Below are 19,364 nucleotides of genomic sequence, written 5' to 3'. Positions count from 1 at the left end.
GCACTTCCTCCAACGCCAGCTATTAATGCTATAACAGGTGGTATGCAACAAGATGATGCTGCTACAGCAGCAAATAAACCTGTGTATGCTGCATTTTTTGATGTTTTTTCTGTTTTCATTTCTTTATAAATTATGCTGTTTTTCTAATTAATTCGATAGATTTAAAAATGCTACTAAATATCTCTGTTTCATCTTTATTTAATGAATAATAAAGTGTTTGACCATCTCGTCTTGAATTGATTATTCCTGCATCTTTGATTTTACGTATATGTTGTGAGATCGCAGGAACACTCATTTTTAGTATATCTGCTAAATCACAAGGACATAGTTCATTTTCTAAATTCAATAAATAAAGAATTCTCAATCTTACATCGCTTCCTGCAATTGATAAAAGTTTTGTCATTTTTTGAAAACTCCCTTCCATATTATCCAATGCCTCCATACAGTTTTGTAACTGCTTATGGTTGGCTTCCGCTCTTGTACAGGTTATTTCTAATTTCATTTGTGTATATATTTTTATTAAAGTTATTTGCTTTGTTGTACAAACATATAATTAATTATGTATTTAAGCAAATACTTAAATACATAATTACGAATTTTGGGAAAGTTTTAGCTCTTTTGGTTTTTAGAGCGTTGGATTTATGTGTTGGGAAAAACCGAAAGTGCTAAAATATGCGGCTGGTTTTCAGCTTGTGGGTAACGTCACGGCTAAGCGTAGTGCGGAGGCAAGGAAACTTTTCGTTTCCGTCTGAGCACGAAGCTAAAGCTTATTGATTAGTTTTTTCTTTTCTTGTCTAAAGCTAAAACCATAAGATTTAGCGACTTCATAAATATACGCAGACCTTTCGGTTTTGCCCTAAAGTCCGCATTACGTTTAGGTATTGTTACCACACGTTTTTTACCACTTTGTTTTTTAATATTTTTGTCCTTTTAACATCTCCATTTGCATTTAGAAATTCAATTTTCCCTCCATCAATATTATCGGTTGATGTCAAATATTCGATTTTACAAGGATAACGTCCGTCAGTCTTTTTTGAATACTTGTAATGTTTGATAGTTCTTTTAAAATCGATATGAAATCGAGATTTAAAAAACTCTTCTATGTTTTTAGCTCTTGTGTCTATTTCGGTAGTTATCCATTCCTTAGTTAAAATTCCTTTGCGATTATAATATTTGGACCATATCCAATGTCCAAAATCATCTTGCATATCGTGACGAGCTACAATTCCGCTTGCATAATAGGTTTTTGTTTCTCCAGAATATGTCATAACTGCTTCTTCATTAAAGGTATAAAATGATTTTTCAGCTAGAAATTCAATGTCTCCATTTTTAAAAAATAAAGAGTCCTGTTTTACACTATCTTTTTTGATGGTTTTTACCAGTTCATTGAATCTCTCCGTATGCTGAGAGTAGCAATTAATTGTTATAATAAATAGTGGTAGTATAAATTTCATTCAAAATGTGTGGTAACGTGTTTGTGTATGATTTAGTTGCGGGAAAGTACACGATTTATTTTCCGCAGTAACAATATAGTAAATTGTAAGAAAAGATCCTGCTCTTAGCCATCATACCGCAATTAGTTATACACGTTGTTGTACTTAGTTAATTTTATTTTTAAGTTCTTCAATTACTTCTATTGTCAAATCGCGATTATAATTATAGATGTCAATTTCTTTTTCTAAAATATTCTCGTAGTTATGAACTACATAAAGAGCATATTTTCTTAAACCATTAAAGTCAAGTTCGGATGGAACATCACTTATGTCAATTATTATATTTTCACTATTTAATGTGAATTTCGATGACGATATGAACTCTTTTAATTCTTTCAGCTGATTGGAATACAAATCTTCTAATTCAGCTACTTTTAAACCCCAAATATGCCATTTTGGAGAATCAGTATCATAGTCATGTAATCTAGAAAAACAATCTTTAATGTAATCCGATTCTGTGGAATTTTGATCAATATAGCCCAGTCCAAACTCTTGATTAAAAACTAAAGTTCTTATTTTAATGTATTCATTAGGATCATTGCTATTTTGTTCAATTAAGAATTTTACTTCAGATGGCTTAAGTTTAATCCCTTCTTCGTTTTCAATTTTATTTATAAATAATCTTTTGAGTTTATCGTAATTCATTAAGGTTTGAGTGGCATAAATTAATTGAGTACAACAATTAAATATATAACATATGTTATATATCCTTCCAATACGAGATATATATAACATATGTTAAATATATCTTTTATAAAGTTCAAGTTAATAATTAATAGAAAAGTATGTAACCAAGGATATTAAATAATCCTTTATTTGAACTTTGGTATTAATCTTCCTTCCTTAAATGTTTTATATAGTTATTCAAAAGCCCCTTTATTTGTTCAGCTGCAACTGGATTTGCAGAATGAACTTTAAAATTTAGATTTCTTAAGTCTAGTCCAGATTTATAGACAAGCCATTTCGCTGCGGCTAATCCGTCTGGGGCAACTTGGCCATCTTCACCTAATCCAAGATCATTGTCGAAACTTATATAATTTGGAAGTCCATTTTTTTCTATGTATCCAACAAATTCATGATAAGTGCGAACAATATCGAACTCAGATTCCGCTGTTTTATCATATACCATTTCAATAGTTCTTACATCATCTAAGAATAACTTCTTCAATTTTTATAACTTTTATTTACACTCTTCAAATTACGACATGGTGTCCTAACTCATCCTTTATTTGAACTTTACGAATTACTACATGATGTCTTAACTCATTCTTTATTTGAACCTGACTATTAATCCAAGCGGTTCCGACCATATTTCTTGATTAAATTTTTAGCAGCTTTCACCATTAGTGTTTCAGCACTACTATGAAAAGAAGGAACTCTATTTTCATTATCAAAATGAGAATTTTCCTCGGTAGCTTTTCCAAATGCCTGGGATGAAGAAATAATTATGCCGCTTTTCAAATCATAAATTAAAATAAATACGGAAGATTGATTACTGGCACTGTAAAACCCATCTCCAGAATTGTATGATAATGTTCCTGCCCCATTACTAACTATACTGCCCCGAATATTTATTAGGTAGTCACATTCGGATTCTTTTCCAATTTGTTGTAGTTCATTCTCATTAAGTTCAAATCCGATCTTTGGAGAAATTAATTTGTTTGCCCTTAAGGTATTTAACTCAAATAAAGAATCGCCAATTATTTCTTTAAATTCATTGTAAGCAGTGGTATTCAATTCTTGGTCGAAGACCTTGGAATTTGATTCTGTCCTGTTTAAAATCCATTTTCCCTGGCTGAAGTCCAACTCCTTACCTGTATCAAACAGATAGTTGTATTTTCCTCCTGCACACGAACAAAAGGAGACAGTAATAAAAATTATAAATATCTTCTTCATCCTTTAACTATACTTTATATTTCCAATGGAATATTGTCTACCGTAAGTACAACTTCAATCCTAAAATTCGATGGCATTGTATCTTCTGTTTTTTCAATATGTCTAGTATTAAGATCCACGGGTGCAAATTCTAAATGGATATTTTTAACCATAAGAGTATGTTCATTTAGTTGGATTTTATCTCCAATTTCTATGAACTCCATGTCATCATTAATATCTTTAATCCCGCTCAATTTTGAGTATAAGTCCTCTCTTTCCATGAAGTACCCGAAATTTCCACCATCTTCACTTTCTATTCTTATGTTAGTTTTTATACGACTCATCCTTTTATTAAACTTTACGAATTACGACATGGTGTCCTAACTCTTGCTTTATTTGAACTTTAAGCCAAGATACCGTGTTCAATTCTTCCTAAAGCATACATAACCTTCTGTACGCCTCTTGCACTCTTTAAAAGTGATTCAGGGGTTATCCCGCCCAAGGCTTTTGACTTTGTCTTTAACCACTTTTCAAAGTTAGTTTTATCCTCGAAAACTGATTCGCCGTATTCCTTTAATCGAATTTGTTCTTTCTTTAAGTTTTCCATTCTTTAATTTGATGGTTATGATTAACGACGTGGTGTCCTAACTTATCCTTTATTTGAACTTTAAGGATTACAACATGGAATCCTAATTCTTCATTTATTCTTAATCTAATTTTATATCATTAGACTTTTCACGATTATTCTGCGATTGGTAGCAATCATATTTTACCAATCTCGGTAATACATCATTTTACCGTAATTAATATTTCATGGATCTTTTCAAATTTGAACGGCTTTGTGATGTACTCGGTAATTTCCTCGATTTCCTCGGCATTTTGCACATCGTTAGTGTTTATCGACGAGGAACACATATAAATCTCCGCAATTTTATCAAGTTTATCTTTTAAACCTTTATACTCTATCATGAATTGAAACCCGTCCATCAAGGGCATATTGATATCAAGGAAAATGACATCTGGAAGTTCTCCCCCTTCCATTATTCGCTTATTATAAAAATCGATGGCTTGTACACCATTAGAAAATTCTATGATATCTAAGTCATTTATTTCCAGCTTTCTTAGCATTCTCCTCAGCGCATACTTATATAACTCATCATCGTCTATAATACTTATCAATAATTTTGACATATATTCTCTTTTTAAAATTCGGCCCCAAAATATCTTTCCTTATTTGGCGTCCCCAAAGGCAAGGATACTTCCTGCCAGCGACTCCACGTATGACGGTCCTATAAAACCACATGTCTTCGAAAACAGAATCACTATGGGATAATTAGCTTGGACTAAATAGCCAGACACCATGTATACCCACATCCAATTCCATACTAATATGGGCATATGCTAGAATAATTCTTTGCTTTTATTCATTAATCTTGGATATTCTCAATGGATGTTTAAGACTGTAATATTTTATACTATCGCTCATCAGGTTCTGTAGAATAGAATCAAGTTATAATTATGAAATATCGTGTCCTTTGCTATCTTATAAATTAGGTTGCAGATATTTTTAAAGAAATTGGCAGTATTCCCCTTACATTAATATACACTAAAATTCGTACATTATAAAAATAAGTATATTAAAAGTTCTAAATTGCAATGTGCAGAAATTTTGTTAAAAGATTTATCTAAAATAGGTAAATTTCAATTATTGCATATTAAATTTGAATGAAGTGTATCCATTTAATTATTTGGCTCATTATCCAATAATCCCTTTCAAAATTAAAATAATCACCTGATTTTAAACGCTATAATAAATTTAAAACTATAACGTTCAATAATTAATATCTTACAACACCCTCGCAAGTATGAAATCCCCCCCCCTATGCATTAAGGCATGTTTCTTGCTTTTATTTATACTCAATGCATTATTTGCTCAAACTCAAACCGTCCAGGAACTACAATATTCCATTTCTAGACCGGAGCTTACCGAGAAAGAGCGGATTAATACCTTATATACCCTGAGCCGGGAATTGACCTACGTCGACAATATCAAATCCCTGGAATACGCCGAAGAGGCTCTTACACTGGCGACCTACATCAACGATATCGATGGTATAGCCTATAGTTATAGGATATTATCCAGCATCTATGCTTTGAACGATAATTATTTTATGGGCATGGAATATATACAAAAGGCCATCGATATTTTTGAAGATCGTGGGGATAAAAAAGGATTGGCTAATTGCTACATATCGTTGGGACATATATATCGCAGCCTGAACAATCGTGAACAGGAAATAGAATATCATAAAAAATCCTTTGAAGCCTTTACACTGCAGGGTATAACGGAACGTATCGGGGTCAGTGCACATAATCTCGGGGAGAGTTATTATAACAACGAAGAATTTACCAAGGCAGAACAACTTACCAGATTGGCTATAAACATCAACGATTCAATTGCCAATCTCCCCGTACTGTCAAGTTGTTACAAGGTAATGGGACTGATAAAAGAAAATGAAGGCCAACTTGACTCGGCCGACCATTATTTTAACAAGGTCATTAGTATTTCGGAAGAACTGGGGGACAACGCTCAAAAAGTAGCTACGGCAGAAGCTTTGATACGCTTGGCCACCATGGCCGGATCTGAAAAAAATAATGCCCTTGAATATGAATATCTGGCAAATGCAGAAGCTTTTTGCAGAAAATACAATTTAAATAAATTCTTGCTTCGGGTATATCGCGAAATGCAAACGTTCTACTTAAAGCGGAACAATATCGAGAAAACAGGGTTATACCTCAATGAATACGATGAACTTTCCCAGGACCTGCAAAGAGTCCAACTTGAAGATCGGAACAGGCTCACGAAAAGTATGGCCTCCATTCATAATCTTAACAAAACCACCGATAAGCTCCTTAAAGAAAATCTGGCACAGGCCTCTAGTATATTTAATCGGAATGTAAGTTTACTGATCGGCTCTTTATTCCTGATTACGTTGGTCATAGTACTTGGAAAGGTGAAAAACATCAATGGAAAACTTAAATCTCGAAACGCAACCATAAATCAACAGAAAGCCAAGTTAAAGGAACTTAATGCTACTAAAAATAAGTTCTTCAGTATTGTCGCACATGATCTGAGAAGCCCATTGACCTCCCTTAAATCCTTTAGCTCTGTTCTGGTTGAACATATCGATTTCATAAGCAAGGAGGAAATACAGGATATGGGCAAAGAACTTGGCAAATCCTTGGACAATACCTTGAAAATGGCGGACAACCTTATCATATGGGCACAAAGTCAGATGAATGTGATAAAGGATAAAAAAGAAGCGATATCTCTTAAAGTGACCGTATATGAGATTTGCGAGATATTCTCGGTAATTGCGAATAACAAGGAGGTAGAGTTGACAGCTTTGGTTACCGGCGACCCCCATATTATCGGGGATAGGGATCAGGTTGAATTCGTTATCCGCAATCTGGTCAACAATGCCATTAAGTTTACCCCAAGAAAGGGCTCGGTCAAGGTAACCGTAGTCCAAACTTTAGACCGCATTATAATAACCGTGTCCGATACGGGCGTTGGAATGTCGCACGAAATCAGTGAAAGTCTTTTTTCAGTTCAAAAACCGAAAGGCATTAATGGAACGGAGGGCGAAAAAGGAAGTGGGCTTGGCCTTGTACTAAGTTATGAGTTCATTAAAAGAAACGGAGGTGAAATCCATGTTGCCAGTGAAGAAAATAAAGGTACCGACATTACGGTAACTTTTCCCCTTGGGCATAAGTTGCCTGATATATAATTCTACATTTAAAGAACTATTGCAGTAATGAGGCTCCGATGATTGATGGCTTCCTCTGCTATTGAAAAAATCCTTTAGTTGAATTTTACATATTATGACTTAGTGTCCCAACCTATCTTTTACTTGAACTTTGAATTCATTTTATACTTTCGGATTCTATTTATAAATATTGTTATTAATCCTAAAATTACAGTTGAAATTAGAAAACCTATATATCCGTAGGCAATAGTCGACCAGAAAATTGAATATAATCCCAGCCAGATTACGAAAACTCGAATGATCCATTTTTTATAATTCACTTGCAATATTTATCCTTTATTTGAATTCTAAAAATATCTATGCTATTTAACAACTTCCCTTAATCAAATAACATTTTAGAGCTAGATACTCGTAAAAGTTATATGTATTCTTCAATTTGCCGACAAACGTAAAATGATTTTTGAAATTGCGTAATTGTATATTCTGAAATATACTTAAAGAATCTTGAAATATTACGTTTAGCAATTTATTTTGATTTTCTCGTCTGTAAAAATTCAAGAAAATTTTTCCTATAGTCAGAGGGCGATTTACCATACTCTTCCTTAAAAATTTTTGAGAGATAACTTTTACTGGACAAACCGGACATATGTGCAATTTCAGACATGGAATATTCTGTATTTAAAACAAAGTCCTTAATTAAATCTAAGCGAATTTTTTGTATGTATTTGTTGACAGTAGTCCCATATAGATTTTGAAACCCTTCTTGTAATTTATTTGGGCTCAGACCTACATCCCCAGCAATATCAGAAATATTATTTAGCTCTGAAATTTGTTTTTTTATCAAATGCACAGCCATCTCGACTTGTTTTATTTCGGTTCTTCGAAGAATACTTCTTTTGGACGAATCGAACGAATCATCCTCATATTGCAGAATTTGCTCGGTTAACATCTGAAAGGCTTTCCCTTCCAAGAAAAGTTTTTTAATAAAATCCTTACCTTCAAACGATTGCATTTCCCTAAAAAGATCGGCTAATTTTAAACTATAATATCCTTCATGATAAAATAATTTTTCTGCTTTTATATCATTGAAAAGATTTTGCAAATCAATATTCATGGTAATCAATTCGCATTTTATCTTTTTCTGAAAAACATTGCGGGTGATTTCCAAACTATTGATAACAGTCTTCATGTGGGCTTGAAACGTTAAAATATGACCACTATGAAAATCACTTGAAACGATAGCTTCTTGATATTGGTCAATTTCATGTACTTCTTCCGAGCCTTCAAAACGATGTCTCAATTGACCCTCCAGACAATATAGAAATTTGACCGGATGAACTTCTTTCACGGTGAATTGCAACTCAACATCTTGGTTGAATAGGCAATCATATTGTAAAATTCCCATTCCTCCATCGAAATTCACTCCTTTAATATTACCTTCTCCAATTTCAGGAGGAATATTTAAAAAGTATTCGCCACAACTCACACTAAATGTGGTGTTAAAGGCCTTGGAAATATCGGACATGACTTCCCTAATTGGTAGGGAATTAACTTCTATTGCTAACATACTTATTTTTATGGAATGGAAGATACGACCAATAATTTTTAATTAAAAAACTGAGTTAATTACCGTATTGGAATATAAAAAAGTTTGATTTTATTAGTTTGTTTTAAGTTAAGCAAACAATCTTGTAAAATGACTTTTATTCCTATGTATTTTATGATATGAAAAAAAATAGTGAATGTAAACTTGTTTTGATACATGGCTTTCAGTAAGTGATAAGTTCTCAAATATAGTTTTCGAACTAGATTTTTTTGTTACTCAAAGTTCGGACAATCTATACGTTTTAGATTACAACTAATACTTAATCTATATTATTGATAAAAAAACCATCAATGTTTTCTAGTTTACCTGTCTTTTAAAGAAGTTTTTTTCAATATGCGTCATAGGAACCAAATGTTACGTACTAAATAAATAGAACACTATTCAATCATTTTTGAATGTGTATTTAAAAATATTAACAAAACTTTACTTCAATATATTTCGAAAATTAATTGATTGAACAACAATCTTTTTCTGCGACAAATTCATTAAGTGTGCTTCTAAGCTGAACTATCATTTTCTTAAATGACAGTTCTTTGGTTAAAAACTTGCTTGCACCTAAATTCCTTACTCGATTTTTATCATTCTCTGATGACGCAATAGAATAAATAATAACAGGCACTTTTGATAAAATTGAATGTTTCTTTATTTCGGATAGACATTCATAACCATCCATCACAGGCATATTCAGATCCAAAAAAATTAATTTTGGAATGATAGCATTAGAAATTTCATTTAACATTTGAGCCATGAAATTTTCTCCATTTTCAAAAAGACTTAATTTAATGTCAGGGAAAATTTCATTAATTGCTTCAAGAAAGAAGAGCCTATCATCTTCATCGTCATCAACATATACCAGAGGACCTATAGGTAGGGAATTTTCCATAAATAACTTTAAAGGCGAAGTTTTCCTTTAAGTTACGAAGATATACATCATCTAAAGTTAATAATAACACATTTGACTATAAATTTAACAATTTTGAGAATTGGAATACCAATAATTTAACTACCAATTATTGGATGAATCCTTTATTTATAATTTACGAATAACAACATGGTGTCCTAACCCATCCTTTATTTATACTTAACGAATTACGAGATGGTGTCTTAAATCATCCTTTATTTGAACTTTGTTTTGAGATAAAATTAGAGAGTTTTTTTTGATACAAAACATACAACAACTTAACCTACTAAATATTTAATAAATCCAATTCCTAGGGCCGTACAGTGGTAATAGGCAGGGTCACCTGTGTCACTCATCCTACCCTCCGAAGGATTATATACCAATCCCAAAACTCTAAGGTCATTGAAAAGAAATTGAAAGACCTCAGGTTCAAATTCCTTATTTTTATGTCTTCGAATATTAATCTTTTTTTCAAAATCAAATTGAAGGTCTTCCAATGTTTTTTCTGTGAGGCTTTTTTTCTCCTTATATATTTTTTTGACCTTCTCTGATGCCTTGGATTCAGAACCAAAAATTTTGGGTTCGATTTTTTCTGAGTCTTTTAAAATTTTATGAATAGTGCTCAATTCTTCCCTTAAAGGTTTCAATTCATTTTCTGTATGATAATACACATCAAGAATTTGTATTTGGTCATCGTTAAGTCTAACAGCCAAATCTAGATATCTTGATGTGTAGTCGAAAGGCTGTGGTTCCATTATATGACCTATAAGGACTCTTCGTAAGCGTTCTATTTTACCTTCTGAAGTAGCCCTGCTAGCATTTATAATTGCGGTTTCCAATAAGTCCCTAACTTCTTGGACATTTGCTTCATCGAATTTGAAATTTGGGTCGTGCTTCTTAAGCAACTCTTCCAAACCAAATACTAGTGACTCAACTCTTTTTTGTTTAACCTCGGATTGTGCTAGACTTAACATTTGGAGAACAAACGTTGAAGCTCCTTGCGCATAGTTTGGGTCAGATATTAAGGTTGAGGCAATTGCTGGAACAAATATCTGGGTAAGTATGGAAAGAGATTTTTTCCAAATATCAATATCTTCTTTCTTCATCGTTTAATTGAACTTTTAATAACTGGTCTATGGCTTTTCAATAGAGGTTTTATTATGCGACGGAATCTTTCGAGTAAATATCAGTATTAGTCCAATCATTACAAGTGGGATACTAAGGATTTGTCCCATATTTAATGCCATACCGTCTTCGAAACCTACTTGGTTCTCTTTAAAAAATTCGATTACAATCCTTGCTGAAAACACCAGTGTTAAAAGGACTCCTAATATCAAACCATTCACCTGCCCTTTTGTTTTATGGTAAATAAACATTAATATTCCAAAAATTAAAAGATATGAAAATGCTTCATACAATTGCGTTGGATGTCTGGGTATCAAATCATCCCTTTGGAAAACAACGCCCCAATTGCCATTGGTGGGTTTTCCGTAAACTTCAGAGTTCATAAAATTTCCAAACCTAATGAAAGCACCTACAATTGGTCCAACAATGGCAATTCGGTCCAAAACCCATAAAAATTTGGTTTTATATTTTCTACAATAAATAACAATTGTTAAGATTACTCCTATTGTTCCGCCGTGACTTGCTAGCCCTTGAAAACCGGTAAATTGATAGGAATCGGCAACTTTTCTAATTGGTAGTAAAATTTCCAATGGATTGTCTAAATAATATGAGGGCTCGTAAAAGAAACAATGCCCAAGCCTCGCCCCTAAAACTATTCCTACAATAACATAAATAAATAGCTTGTCTAAATTTTCAAGTGGGATATTTTCCTTTCTGTAAATTCGTTTTTCTACTTGCAATGAAACAAAAAGGCCTGTTATAAAAAGTAAGCTATAATATCGTATCGGAAAAATACCTAATATGGAAAAAATTTCAGGGTCAAGATTCCAATATATAATTCCATCATCCATATGCTAGAGAAAATTTCGCACTTAATTTAAGCGTTCAACTATTATTTGCCCAAGTTAGGAAAATAGATAGGAAGAATTCATTTACAGATTTTAAACAATCCTTTAATTAGCTTTTCGAATTACGACATGGTGTCCTAAATTATCCTTTATTTGAACTTTACGAATTACGACATGGTGTCCTAACTCTTGCTTTATTTGAACTTTAAGCCAAGATACCGTGTTCAATTCTTCCTAAAGCATACATAACCTTCTGTACGCCTCTTGCACTCTTTAAAAGTGATTCAGGGGTTATCCCGCCCAAGGCTTTTGACTTTGTCTTTAACCACTTTTCAAAGTTAGTTTTATCTTCGAAAACTGATTCGCCGTATACCTTTAATCGAATTTGTTCTTTCTTTAAGTTTTCCATTCTATAATTTGATGGTTATGATTAACGACGTGGTGTCCTAACTTATCCTTTATTTATACTTTACGAATTACGAAATGGTGTCCTAACTTTTGAATTATTTGAGCTTATGAGAGCATTTCCATTGACCAATTCTCTCTGGAAATAGATAAACTGTTAAGTTTTAGATCGTACTTTTTATTTACCGAGAAAAAGATGTCTTTTGATGTGGGTTCCGTTCCACCAGTAATAATTTCGATAATCATTCCTCTTAATATCATTCCAGAGCTTCTATCGCAAACTAATTTCCATAAATCTATATTTTATGGAATATCTATTTAGAAACTCAAGATCGCCAAGTTAATCTGTGGATGTACCGATATGCCCTGAATTTCATATACTACAGATTTTACCTTTCGAAAATTAAATCTTTTTCTTTATACTCACTATGGCCACCTGTCAACATTGCATGTCCGCAAGCTGCAATCTACATAACATAATTAATGGTTTCATATTTAGCCCATTTTTATCTGATTGTTGAACAAGACGTACTCAAGTAAATCTATACCATCTAGGTATTAACCATTACCGACCACTAATAAAACAAAATTAGTAAATATTAAAATGTCCCTTCAAGTAAAATAAACCTTGGCAATATTATTTGACCATCATTCATACAAGCGTGTAACGCATAACAAGGATTAACATAAATATTTTCCTCCTACTATAAAAGAATTTCCTTATTTTGTTCACAAATTGCCCACCCCCCCGTAAATCTTTTAAAGAGGATTAAATTAACAAAAGAACCATTTAGGTTCTTTTTTTTTATACCATTTTCGGGAAATTCTACACTGCCCAATATAGTTGTTCCTTTCAGGTAGTGCAATCGAACGGTGATCCGTCCATATTTTTGCAATAATTAATTTCCCTGTACATATACTATTTCATATGCATCCATGAATCTGTTGATAGCCGTCATAGTCTATGTCAGACCAATGGACTATTTTGTGTTGGAACTAGATTCAATATAGAACCAAAAAAATCCCCTGATAAAATCGATCAAGATTGAAATAACGAACTATATCTCGAAGTTATTTAGCTTACCCCCTGTAGGATGCGAATCAATAATTTTCTGTTCAAGTAGACCGTTAAAGCCAAGATGGACCTTACACTTATTAAAGACAGTAACGGTTCATACCGAGAACATAGGTCAAAGAGATATAGTTCATAACATTAATTAAATCGATATAAATTCTAATTCTGCTAGATAATCGTTCTTTCAGTAAGATATTCAAAGTAATGACCTGATTTAAACATTTAAACAGAGTACTATCTTGAGGTCTCATCCGTTAAAAAAATGAAGGGACTAAGATAATTTTCATTAACTTTATAATGCGTCCATAGTTCACCATAATGTATTAATGGTTAGTGTAATTTGGTGAACATAATAGAGGGACTTACCGAAAAGTAAGTCCCTTTTTTTTTCAATTCACCCGCATGAAGTAATTTTGAAGTACTATCTAATTACGTCCACTTCCATAAATTCTTCTTATACCCGTTTATTTAAACAGTACTTAGTAGATTTCGCAATCGTAAATGTTGAGGACCATCTAAAACATCTTCCATTCGAAAGATACGTTCTTTATTAAAATAAAATGAGGGACCTAAATTTAATATTAACATAACTGAGCATGTACTATAATCTAATCAAAAGTTTAAGTTACATCTTCTCATGATATCAAGCGGACCATTATCATCAAGACAAAACACGTATGGATGTTCAGATGTATCTAAAATAATATTGTAGGTCGCCCGCAGAAATACTAAAACTATAAATGAGACTACATTCATGAGTTGATTATAGAACGTATTCCTTAGACTGAAATTGATTAAAATATTCCTATGATCCAACTAAAGGAATCTGTTTGGCTTTTTTATTACCTGGGCGTGTATCAATCTCCTGAGCAGCTACCTTTCTATATTTATAATAGAAGGTATTTCTGATGTTCATCACTGTATTCCGCTTAAGACTGTGGATATCTTAACTTTATCCTCTAGTTGTTTACCTCTAATATTAAATAATTTAACGGAAACAATTTTTTAAAGTACGAAAATTTTATATCTTTAAGTTCATTAATCCAATGAATAGTGTAATTGATAATGCAGTTGGGACCAGTTTTACAATTGGTCCCTTTTAAATATTTCTTGTCTTGTCCTCGCTCATTTTCCATAATTCAATAAGAGGAACCCCTATCTCACCTACAACGAACCACTCTTGATCTCACGCATCATGGGGAAGTATCATATCTGGTCATGGAACGGTTTTACAAAATTCGTTATGTGTTCGTTTTCAGATATCATTAACGTTAAATGCCTGCTGAGCACTATGATTTTCGTATTAAAAAACTATATAAGGTCGCGTTATCTAGAACTCAATATTATTACACCTCAGGACCGTGCTACTTTTATCATTTAACGCTATTCGTACTAAAATATGGTTAAATGACCTACTTCGAGAAATTATTGTAAATATAATACATAATCGACCCAAGTAACTTGCGAAAGGAGATGTTGAAAACTATAAAACATATAATAGATAGCGCTTTATTGTTATTTCTTTGTCATATACCTTTATTGATGGAGCAATGCATGTGTGGTTACCGCAACTTCCAAATATAAAACCATTGATATCTAAACTGATCAATTACACTTCAATAAAAACTTTTATAAATAATTTCGTAAATTTAAATAGTTAATAGTTGGTTATCCTACGCTAACCTGGTCGGACATCTGGTCCGGCCTTTTTTATGCTTTACCGTTGGCTGTCTATTTTAGAATTTCACAGATAGCTGTTCATCCAATAATCTCACGGTTATCATGGTTTGATTCCTCTACTACAAGGTGGAAATCTGCAGATTATTACCAACACAGATAAAATTTTAATGGAGTTATATCTCATTAAAAATTAAATAATCGGCAGTTAACCATAGTGTCCTATTTCTTGAACAAGTAACGATTCGGCAACAGATTTCATTGTTGCAGCGGCAATGATATAGTAAAACGGCTGCCCTTCCCTAACCTACTGTCCACTTTGATTTTCCCGCCATGGGCATCTATAAAATCTTTGCAGATGGAGAGGCCCAGTCCGGTTCCCTGTTCCCCTTCGGTACCTGGGGAAGAGATGGTCGTTTCGTCCGTAAAAAGTCCGGCACATGTCTTTTTATCCATACCGAGGCCATTGTCACTTATCGCAATTTGCAAATAATTGTCCGATTTGAATGTACGCACATTTATAAGGCCTCCATTTTTGGTGAATTTTATACCGTTGGCCAAAATGTTTATCAGAACCACGCTGAGCATGGACTCATCAACTCTTATAATGGGCATTTCGAGTTGATGAAAGTGGACAACAACATTCTTTAAGAATGCGCTCGCCGATACGATTTCGATACTTTCACGTATTATCGGTACTATATCCATTTCCTTCGGTGTAAAACGGATTCTTTCAACTTGGAGTCCGGACCATATCAATAGATTATCAAGTAAATACTTCATCGAATAGGCCGTCTTGGATAATAGGGCCACAGGAGCTCCCATCTCACCATAATTTTTTTCTTCGATAGATTTAGAGATGATATCGGTGATACCTACAATATTGTTGGCAGGGCCCTTTAAGTCATGGGCTATCAGTGAAAATAATCTGTCCCTGGTCTCCAATCTTGCCTTATAGCCTGAAATTGTTCCTTCTGCAACGCTTATTTTTTCCATAAGGGCTTCGTTGCGTTCAAGTAGTATATTCAGAACCTGTCCTTCGCTTTCGCTACAGTTGCCGAGTTTATCAACATAAGCGCTGATCAAATGCCGGTCTTCGACCAACGATTTGGAAATATCACAGATCAGCGCGTTGTTCTCACGGATAAATTCGGCGATTCTTTTATCGATATCATCCATAAATTGCGTATTACGTTATTTACAAAAACTTGAAAAAAATTTTCCGTTTATCAGATAGCGCCGTTCAAATGTTTTATGCTAATTCAACTAAAAACCATGAAGGTCAAAACTTGAGCACAGTCTATATATAAAGATATATATTTAAGAACTAATTGATAGAAAAATTGAACACTGAAATTCGATTATGATATAATGGCGGTGAACCTACCGTAACGATATAGAAATGACAAAAAAAGTATTTGGCATGGAGACGAAATTTTAAATTCTTAAAAAATTAGAAAGGACGGTTGAATCAGTTTACCTCTGAAATAATGATAGGTCCAAAGACTTCACTTTTTTCAACTTTTTGATGAATAGCCCAAGGGAACTCAAAAGATTTACGCCAACGATATTAGCAACGGGATGCTGGGTTGACGGTCGTGCGAAGATAAGTGCTACCATTACCAAGGATATGGTGGTTACAAATCCAACTTTTTTCAATACGCGTTGAAAAGTATATGAGCGAACCGTACCCAAACCGCACCAAGGGGGACTGGCATTAATAGTGGCTGCCATCAAACAAATAAAACAGTTCTTTGCTATTTAAGATTTGACAGATCGCGTCCCGAAACAAACAGTTCTGATCTCCCTCGATATGTCGAAAATAATTTGAATAAGGAAACTACAGGGTTCTGTATTAAAAATATAAGTTTCAAAAATATTTTCTCGTTTCAACGAAAAATTCGCTCTCAATCACCCTTAGTTCGTTGATAATAAATGTAATAATCTTACGAATATATATAAATAATTGGAAACTGTGAAACGATGGTCTATTCTCTAAAAAACACTTAATATGCTGGACCTGACTAATCTTACAATATTAGGCAGCGGACCAACCGCTATCTACCCTCTGAAAAATATTATCGTTTTTGTATCCCTCTAAAATATCTTTCCATGCTACTTCCTTGCCCGTTTCTTCATCGACACATTTGTAGTGAATTCTAACCCCATCATGACTATCTAGCATATCTGAATCAAGTTTTCTATCCTCAGAACCTGAAAATGGTTTAGTAGGTATTATTACTAATCCGAAGCTTATAGAGCCGTTCTAAAATGATATCATAATCTTATTTTATTTTTAATTGTTTTAGAAAACAGCTTTATTCCCTAGGACTAATTTTGATCGGGAACTCTGTTTCACCACCATATAGTTTTATTTCCTGAATATCCGCAGGCATGTAATAACCATCTTCCTCTAAAGCTTCTTTCACATTCCTTACCACGTTACCTTTAGTAATCAATGCCATTCTTCTAAAGTCTTTGGTATCTACCCAAAAGAATACTTTTAAGTTTACCGTACTGGTTGCAAGTTCATCTTCAATGACAAAATTTTCATGCTCTTCATCTTCAATAACATTGGGTTCTTTTCGTAATGCTTTTAAAACTGTTTCTTTAGCGCCTTCAATATTGTCTTCGTATGCTATACCGATAATGAAATCCCAACGGAAAAATCCGTCTTCGGTAAAATTGGTAACAGGTTTGGTAAGCACATCACTATTAGGGATGTATACATCTTTACCATCAAAAGTCTTTAATTTGGTATACCTAAATTCCAATGCTTTTACCTTACCGAAATTTTCATCGATCTGTACAGTGTCGTCAACATCAAAAGGTCTGCTGAATGCCATTATAATACCTGCAATGAAATTTTGACCAATATCCTTAAAGGCAAAACCTAATACAACGGCACTTGCACCGGCCGCGGTGAGAATACCTGTAGCAATGGCACCAAGACCAGATGCTTCTAAAGCTAGCATTACCGCAATAATTACGGATACATACTTTATGGCTTGCCCTAAAAATTTGCTCATTAGAGGGTCTCCCGTTCTAGCGGCTAATTTTCTTTTTACGAATCCACCGATCCAAGTTCCCAGCATTAATCCTAATATCACGATTAATATTCCAATACCTATACCGGGCAACTGTGCTATAAGATCATTATAAAATGATGATATAGATTCAGAAATAGTTGTAGTGTTGGTTTGCATGAATAGAAAAGTCATAAAGTTAGATTTGGATTAATTTATGAAAGTCACCTGAAGCTTGATGACTCTAATTGGTTTATAATTAGCCTGATTGAATAAGCGTCAGGAAATTCTTGATAGTGTTAAAAATTTACTTCCTATTATTATTTACGACCTGTACTTTTACATTATCAAATAAGTTTTTGAATTTTTTCAACGAGTTTGGAGGGTTACTAGTTGAATTTTATTAACCATCTCGCCTTGAGGTGGTTTTTATTTTTCTGCTCCATTGTTAATAATATTTTCGAAAATGAGTTACTTTATTTGGAATATATCCTGAAATTTGGACAATGTCCAAAACAGTTTTTAGAAATTGTGATATCACTTCCATAAAAGCTCTTTTGAAGGAGATAGGGAAGCAGCGCTATGAATGCGCATTAAAGGATAATGGGCTGTTCAAAAATACGGGAATACCCGTGGGAGTAGGTATTGCCAAAACAAAATCGTTATCGAAGTTGGCTAATAAGTTCGCTAAGAAAATCCCGAAAAACAACAATGTCTATGTGGTCGATAGTGACCAGAAAAGGCCGTATTTTTTAAGAGTTACAAATAAGAGGAAACGTATTAACGCATAAAGTAGTTTATGCATTTATTTGTTATTTAATATGATATTATGAATTTCCTTATTTGCGTGCTATTAGGTTTTTGCATTGCCTCTTTGGGTAGTATTACCCCTAGTTTTCTAAATTTAACAGTGGTGAAGTATAGCTTAAGAAATGGTGTTAAAGCTACACTCTACATAATTGCAGGGTATGCTACCGTTTTGTTTTTTCAAGCGAACTTAGGTGCCTATTTTGCTAATGTTTTGATGAAGAATTCAGAGTATATTACCTTAATTCAACAAATAGGAACAGGTATTCTGTTTCTCTTATCCATTAATTTTTTTAGAGTCCATTTTACTTCAAAAGAAAAAGTAGAGGATAAAGAAATTCCTAAATCTAAATCTTATTTTTACGGAATTTTTATGTCGTCATTGAATATGATGGCGATTCCGTTTTACTTTTCCTTTATATCATTGTTAATTGGGATCGATTATTTCGAATATAATTTTTCAAACGCACTTTACTTTTCTATAGGTTCTACAATAGGCTCTTTTACCTTATATACACTATATGCAATCTTGGCCCAGAAAATTGAGTATAAATTAAGTTTCATCGCTTCGAGAATGGATCTGATTCTAGGATTTCTAACGGGAGTAGTCGCAATAGGTAACCTAATTTACTTGCTTAGTGAATAATTGTAGGTCTAATTTATTTATAAAGTTGAAGTTAACAGAAAAGTATGTACCCGAGGACATTAAATAATCGTTTAATTAAACTTTTACTGTAATTGATTTTAACTCAAAGT

Annotated in this window: 19 protein-coding genes; 3 read left to right on the top strand and 16 right to left on the bottom strand. The window is 33.2% G+C overall.

Going from position 1 to position 19,364, the window contains the following annotated elements; translation table 11 throughout:
• Window positions 1-130: 130 nt before the first annotated feature.
• The 8 genes from AACZ88_RS20455 to AACZ88_RS20420 all read right to left on the bottom strand — a co-directional run bounded on the left by AACZ88_RS20455 (window position 131) and on the right by AACZ88_RS20420 (window position 4,559).
• The gene (locus AACZ88_RS20455; RefSeq protein WP_258543737.1) at window positions 131-502 is read right to left on the bottom strand and encodes a metalloregulator ArsR/SmtB family transcription factor; all 372 of its coding nucleotides are present in this window, start codon (window positions 500-502) and stop codon (window positions 131-133) included.
• Between the two features lie 382 nt (window positions 503-884).
• On the bottom strand, window positions 885-1,454 hold the full coding sequence (locus AACZ88_RS20450; RefSeq protein ID WP_339714571.1) for a hypothetical protein: 570 nt from the start codon (window positions 1,452-1,454) through the stop codon (window positions 885-887).
• A gap of 144 nt (window positions 1,455-1,598) precedes the next feature.
• A complete protein-coding gene (locus AACZ88_RS20445) occupies window positions 1,599-2,138 on the bottom strand; it encodes a hypothetical protein (RefSeq protein WP_339714569.1) in 540 nt (179 codons plus the stop codon).
• 184 nt (window positions 2,139-2,322) lie between these two features.
• Window positions 2,323-2,661: a cyclic-phosphate processing receiver domain-containing protein gene (locus tag AACZ88_RS20440; RefSeq protein ID WP_339714567.1), complete on the bottom strand. Its 339-nt coding sequence runs from the start codon at window positions 2,659-2,661 to the stop codon at window positions 2,323-2,325.
• 119 nt (window positions 2,662-2,780) lie between these two features.
• The gene (locus tag AACZ88_RS20435) at window positions 2,781-3,389 is read right to left on the bottom strand and encodes a hypothetical protein (protein WP_339714565.1); all 609 of its coding nucleotides are present in this window, start codon (window positions 3,387-3,389) and stop codon (window positions 2,781-2,783) included.
• Window positions 3,390-3,403: 14 nt separating this feature from the next.
• Entirely contained in the window at window positions 3,404-3,712 is a 309-nt protein-coding gene (locus AACZ88_RS20430) for a hypothetical protein (RefSeq protein WP_339714562.1), read from the bottom strand.
• 59 nt (window positions 3,713-3,771) lie between these two features.
• Entirely contained in the window at window positions 3,772-3,975 is a 204-nt protein-coding gene (locus tag AACZ88_RS20425) for an MbcA/ParS/Xre antitoxin family protein (RefSeq protein WP_286827712.1), read from the bottom strand.
• Between the two features lie 182 nt (window positions 3,976-4,157).
• Window positions 4,158-4,559 carry a response regulator gene (locus AACZ88_RS20420; protein ID WP_339714559.1) on the bottom strand — a complete coding sequence of 134 codons (402 nt, stop codon included), beginning with the start codon at window positions 4,557-4,559 and terminating at the stop codon, window positions 4,158-4,160.
• Window positions 4,560-5,269: 710 nt separating this feature from the next.
• Between AACZ88_RS20420 and AACZ88_RS20415 the strand changes: the two genes are divergently transcribed.
• Complete coding sequence (locus AACZ88_RS20415) at window positions 5,270-7,159, top strand: tetratricopeptide repeat-containing sensor histidine kinase (protein ID WP_339714556.1); 1,890 nt, start codon at window positions 5,270-5,272, stop codon at window positions 7,157-7,159.
• A 505-nt stretch (window positions 7,160-7,664) separates the two neighbouring features.
• On the opposite strand, the gene AACZ88_RS20410 is transcribed toward AACZ88_RS20415, so the two are convergent.
• From AACZ88_RS20410 to AACZ88_RS20375, 8 genes are all read right to left on the bottom strand, one after another.
• The gene (locus tag AACZ88_RS20410; RefSeq protein WP_339714554.1) at window positions 7,665-8,705 is read right to left on the bottom strand and encodes a helix-turn-helix transcriptional regulator; all 1,041 of its coding nucleotides are present in this window, start codon (window positions 8,703-8,705) and stop codon (window positions 7,665-7,667) included.
• 484 nt (window positions 8,706-9,189) lie between these two features.
• On the bottom strand, window positions 9,190-9,627 hold the full coding sequence (locus AACZ88_RS20405) for a response regulator (protein WP_339714552.1): 438 nt from the start codon (window positions 9,625-9,627) through the stop codon (window positions 9,190-9,192).
• Between the two features lie 296 nt (window positions 9,628-9,923).
• Window positions 9,924-10,751, bottom strand: a complete 828-nt coding sequence (locus AACZ88_RS20400) for a hypothetical protein (protein ID WP_339714549.1) — start codon at window positions 10,749-10,751, stop codon at window positions 9,924-9,926.
• 27 nt (window positions 10,752-10,778) lie between these two features.
• Window positions 10,779-11,621, bottom strand: coding sequence for a prolipoprotein diacylglyceryl transferase (gene lgt, locus AACZ88_RS20395; RefSeq protein WP_339714546.1), 843 nt, complete (start codon window positions 11,619-11,621; stop codon window positions 10,779-10,781).
• A gap of 202 nt (window positions 11,622-11,823) precedes the next feature.
• Window positions 11,824-12,027, bottom strand: coding sequence for an MbcA/ParS/Xre antitoxin family protein (locus tag AACZ88_RS20390; RefSeq protein ID WP_339714543.1), 204 nt, complete (start codon window positions 12,025-12,027; stop codon window positions 11,824-11,826).
• Window positions 12,028-15,033: 3,006 nt separating this feature from the next.
• The gene (locus AACZ88_RS20385) at window positions 15,034-15,954 is read right to left on the bottom strand and encodes a HAMP domain-containing sensor histidine kinase (RefSeq protein ID WP_339714540.1); all 921 of its coding nucleotides are present in this window, start codon (window positions 15,952-15,954) and stop codon (window positions 15,034-15,036) included.
• 859 nt (window positions 15,955-16,813) lie between these two features.
• Window positions 16,814-17,032, bottom strand: a complete 219-nt coding sequence (locus AACZ88_RS20380; protein WP_339714581.1) for a Ku protein — start codon at window positions 17,030-17,032, stop codon at window positions 16,814-16,816.
• A gap of 61 nt (window positions 17,033-17,093) precedes the next feature.
• Window positions 17,094-17,996: a mechanosensitive ion channel family protein gene (locus tag AACZ88_RS20375; RefSeq protein ID WP_339714537.1), complete on the bottom strand. Its 903-nt coding sequence runs from the start codon at window positions 17,994-17,996 to the stop codon at window positions 17,094-17,096.
• 311 nt (window positions 17,997-18,307) lie between these two features.
• Here AACZ88_RS20375 and AACZ88_RS20370 point away from each other — a divergent pair, with 311 nt between their 5' ends.
• Both AACZ88_RS20370 and AACZ88_RS20365 read left to right on the top strand, forming a co-directional pair.
• Window positions 18,308-18,592 carry a hypothetical protein gene (locus tag AACZ88_RS20370; protein WP_339714534.1) on the top strand — a complete coding sequence of 95 codons (285 nt, stop codon included), beginning with the start codon at window positions 18,308-18,310 and terminating at the stop codon, window positions 18,590-18,592.
• 38 nt (window positions 18,593-18,630) lie between these two features.
• Complete coding sequence (locus tag AACZ88_RS20365; RefSeq protein ID WP_339714531.1) at window positions 18,631-19,254, top strand: LysE family transporter; 624 nt, start codon at window positions 18,631-18,633, stop codon at window positions 19,252-19,254.
• Window positions 19,255-19,364: the final 110 nt, after the last annotated feature.

This window comes from uncultured Kriegella sp. (assembly GCF_963975415.1).
Classification (GTDB): domain Bacteria; phylum Bacteroidota; class Bacteroidia; order Flavobacteriales; family Flavobacteriaceae; genus Kriegella.
This window is presented reverse-complemented; position numbering and strand designations above follow the sequence as displayed.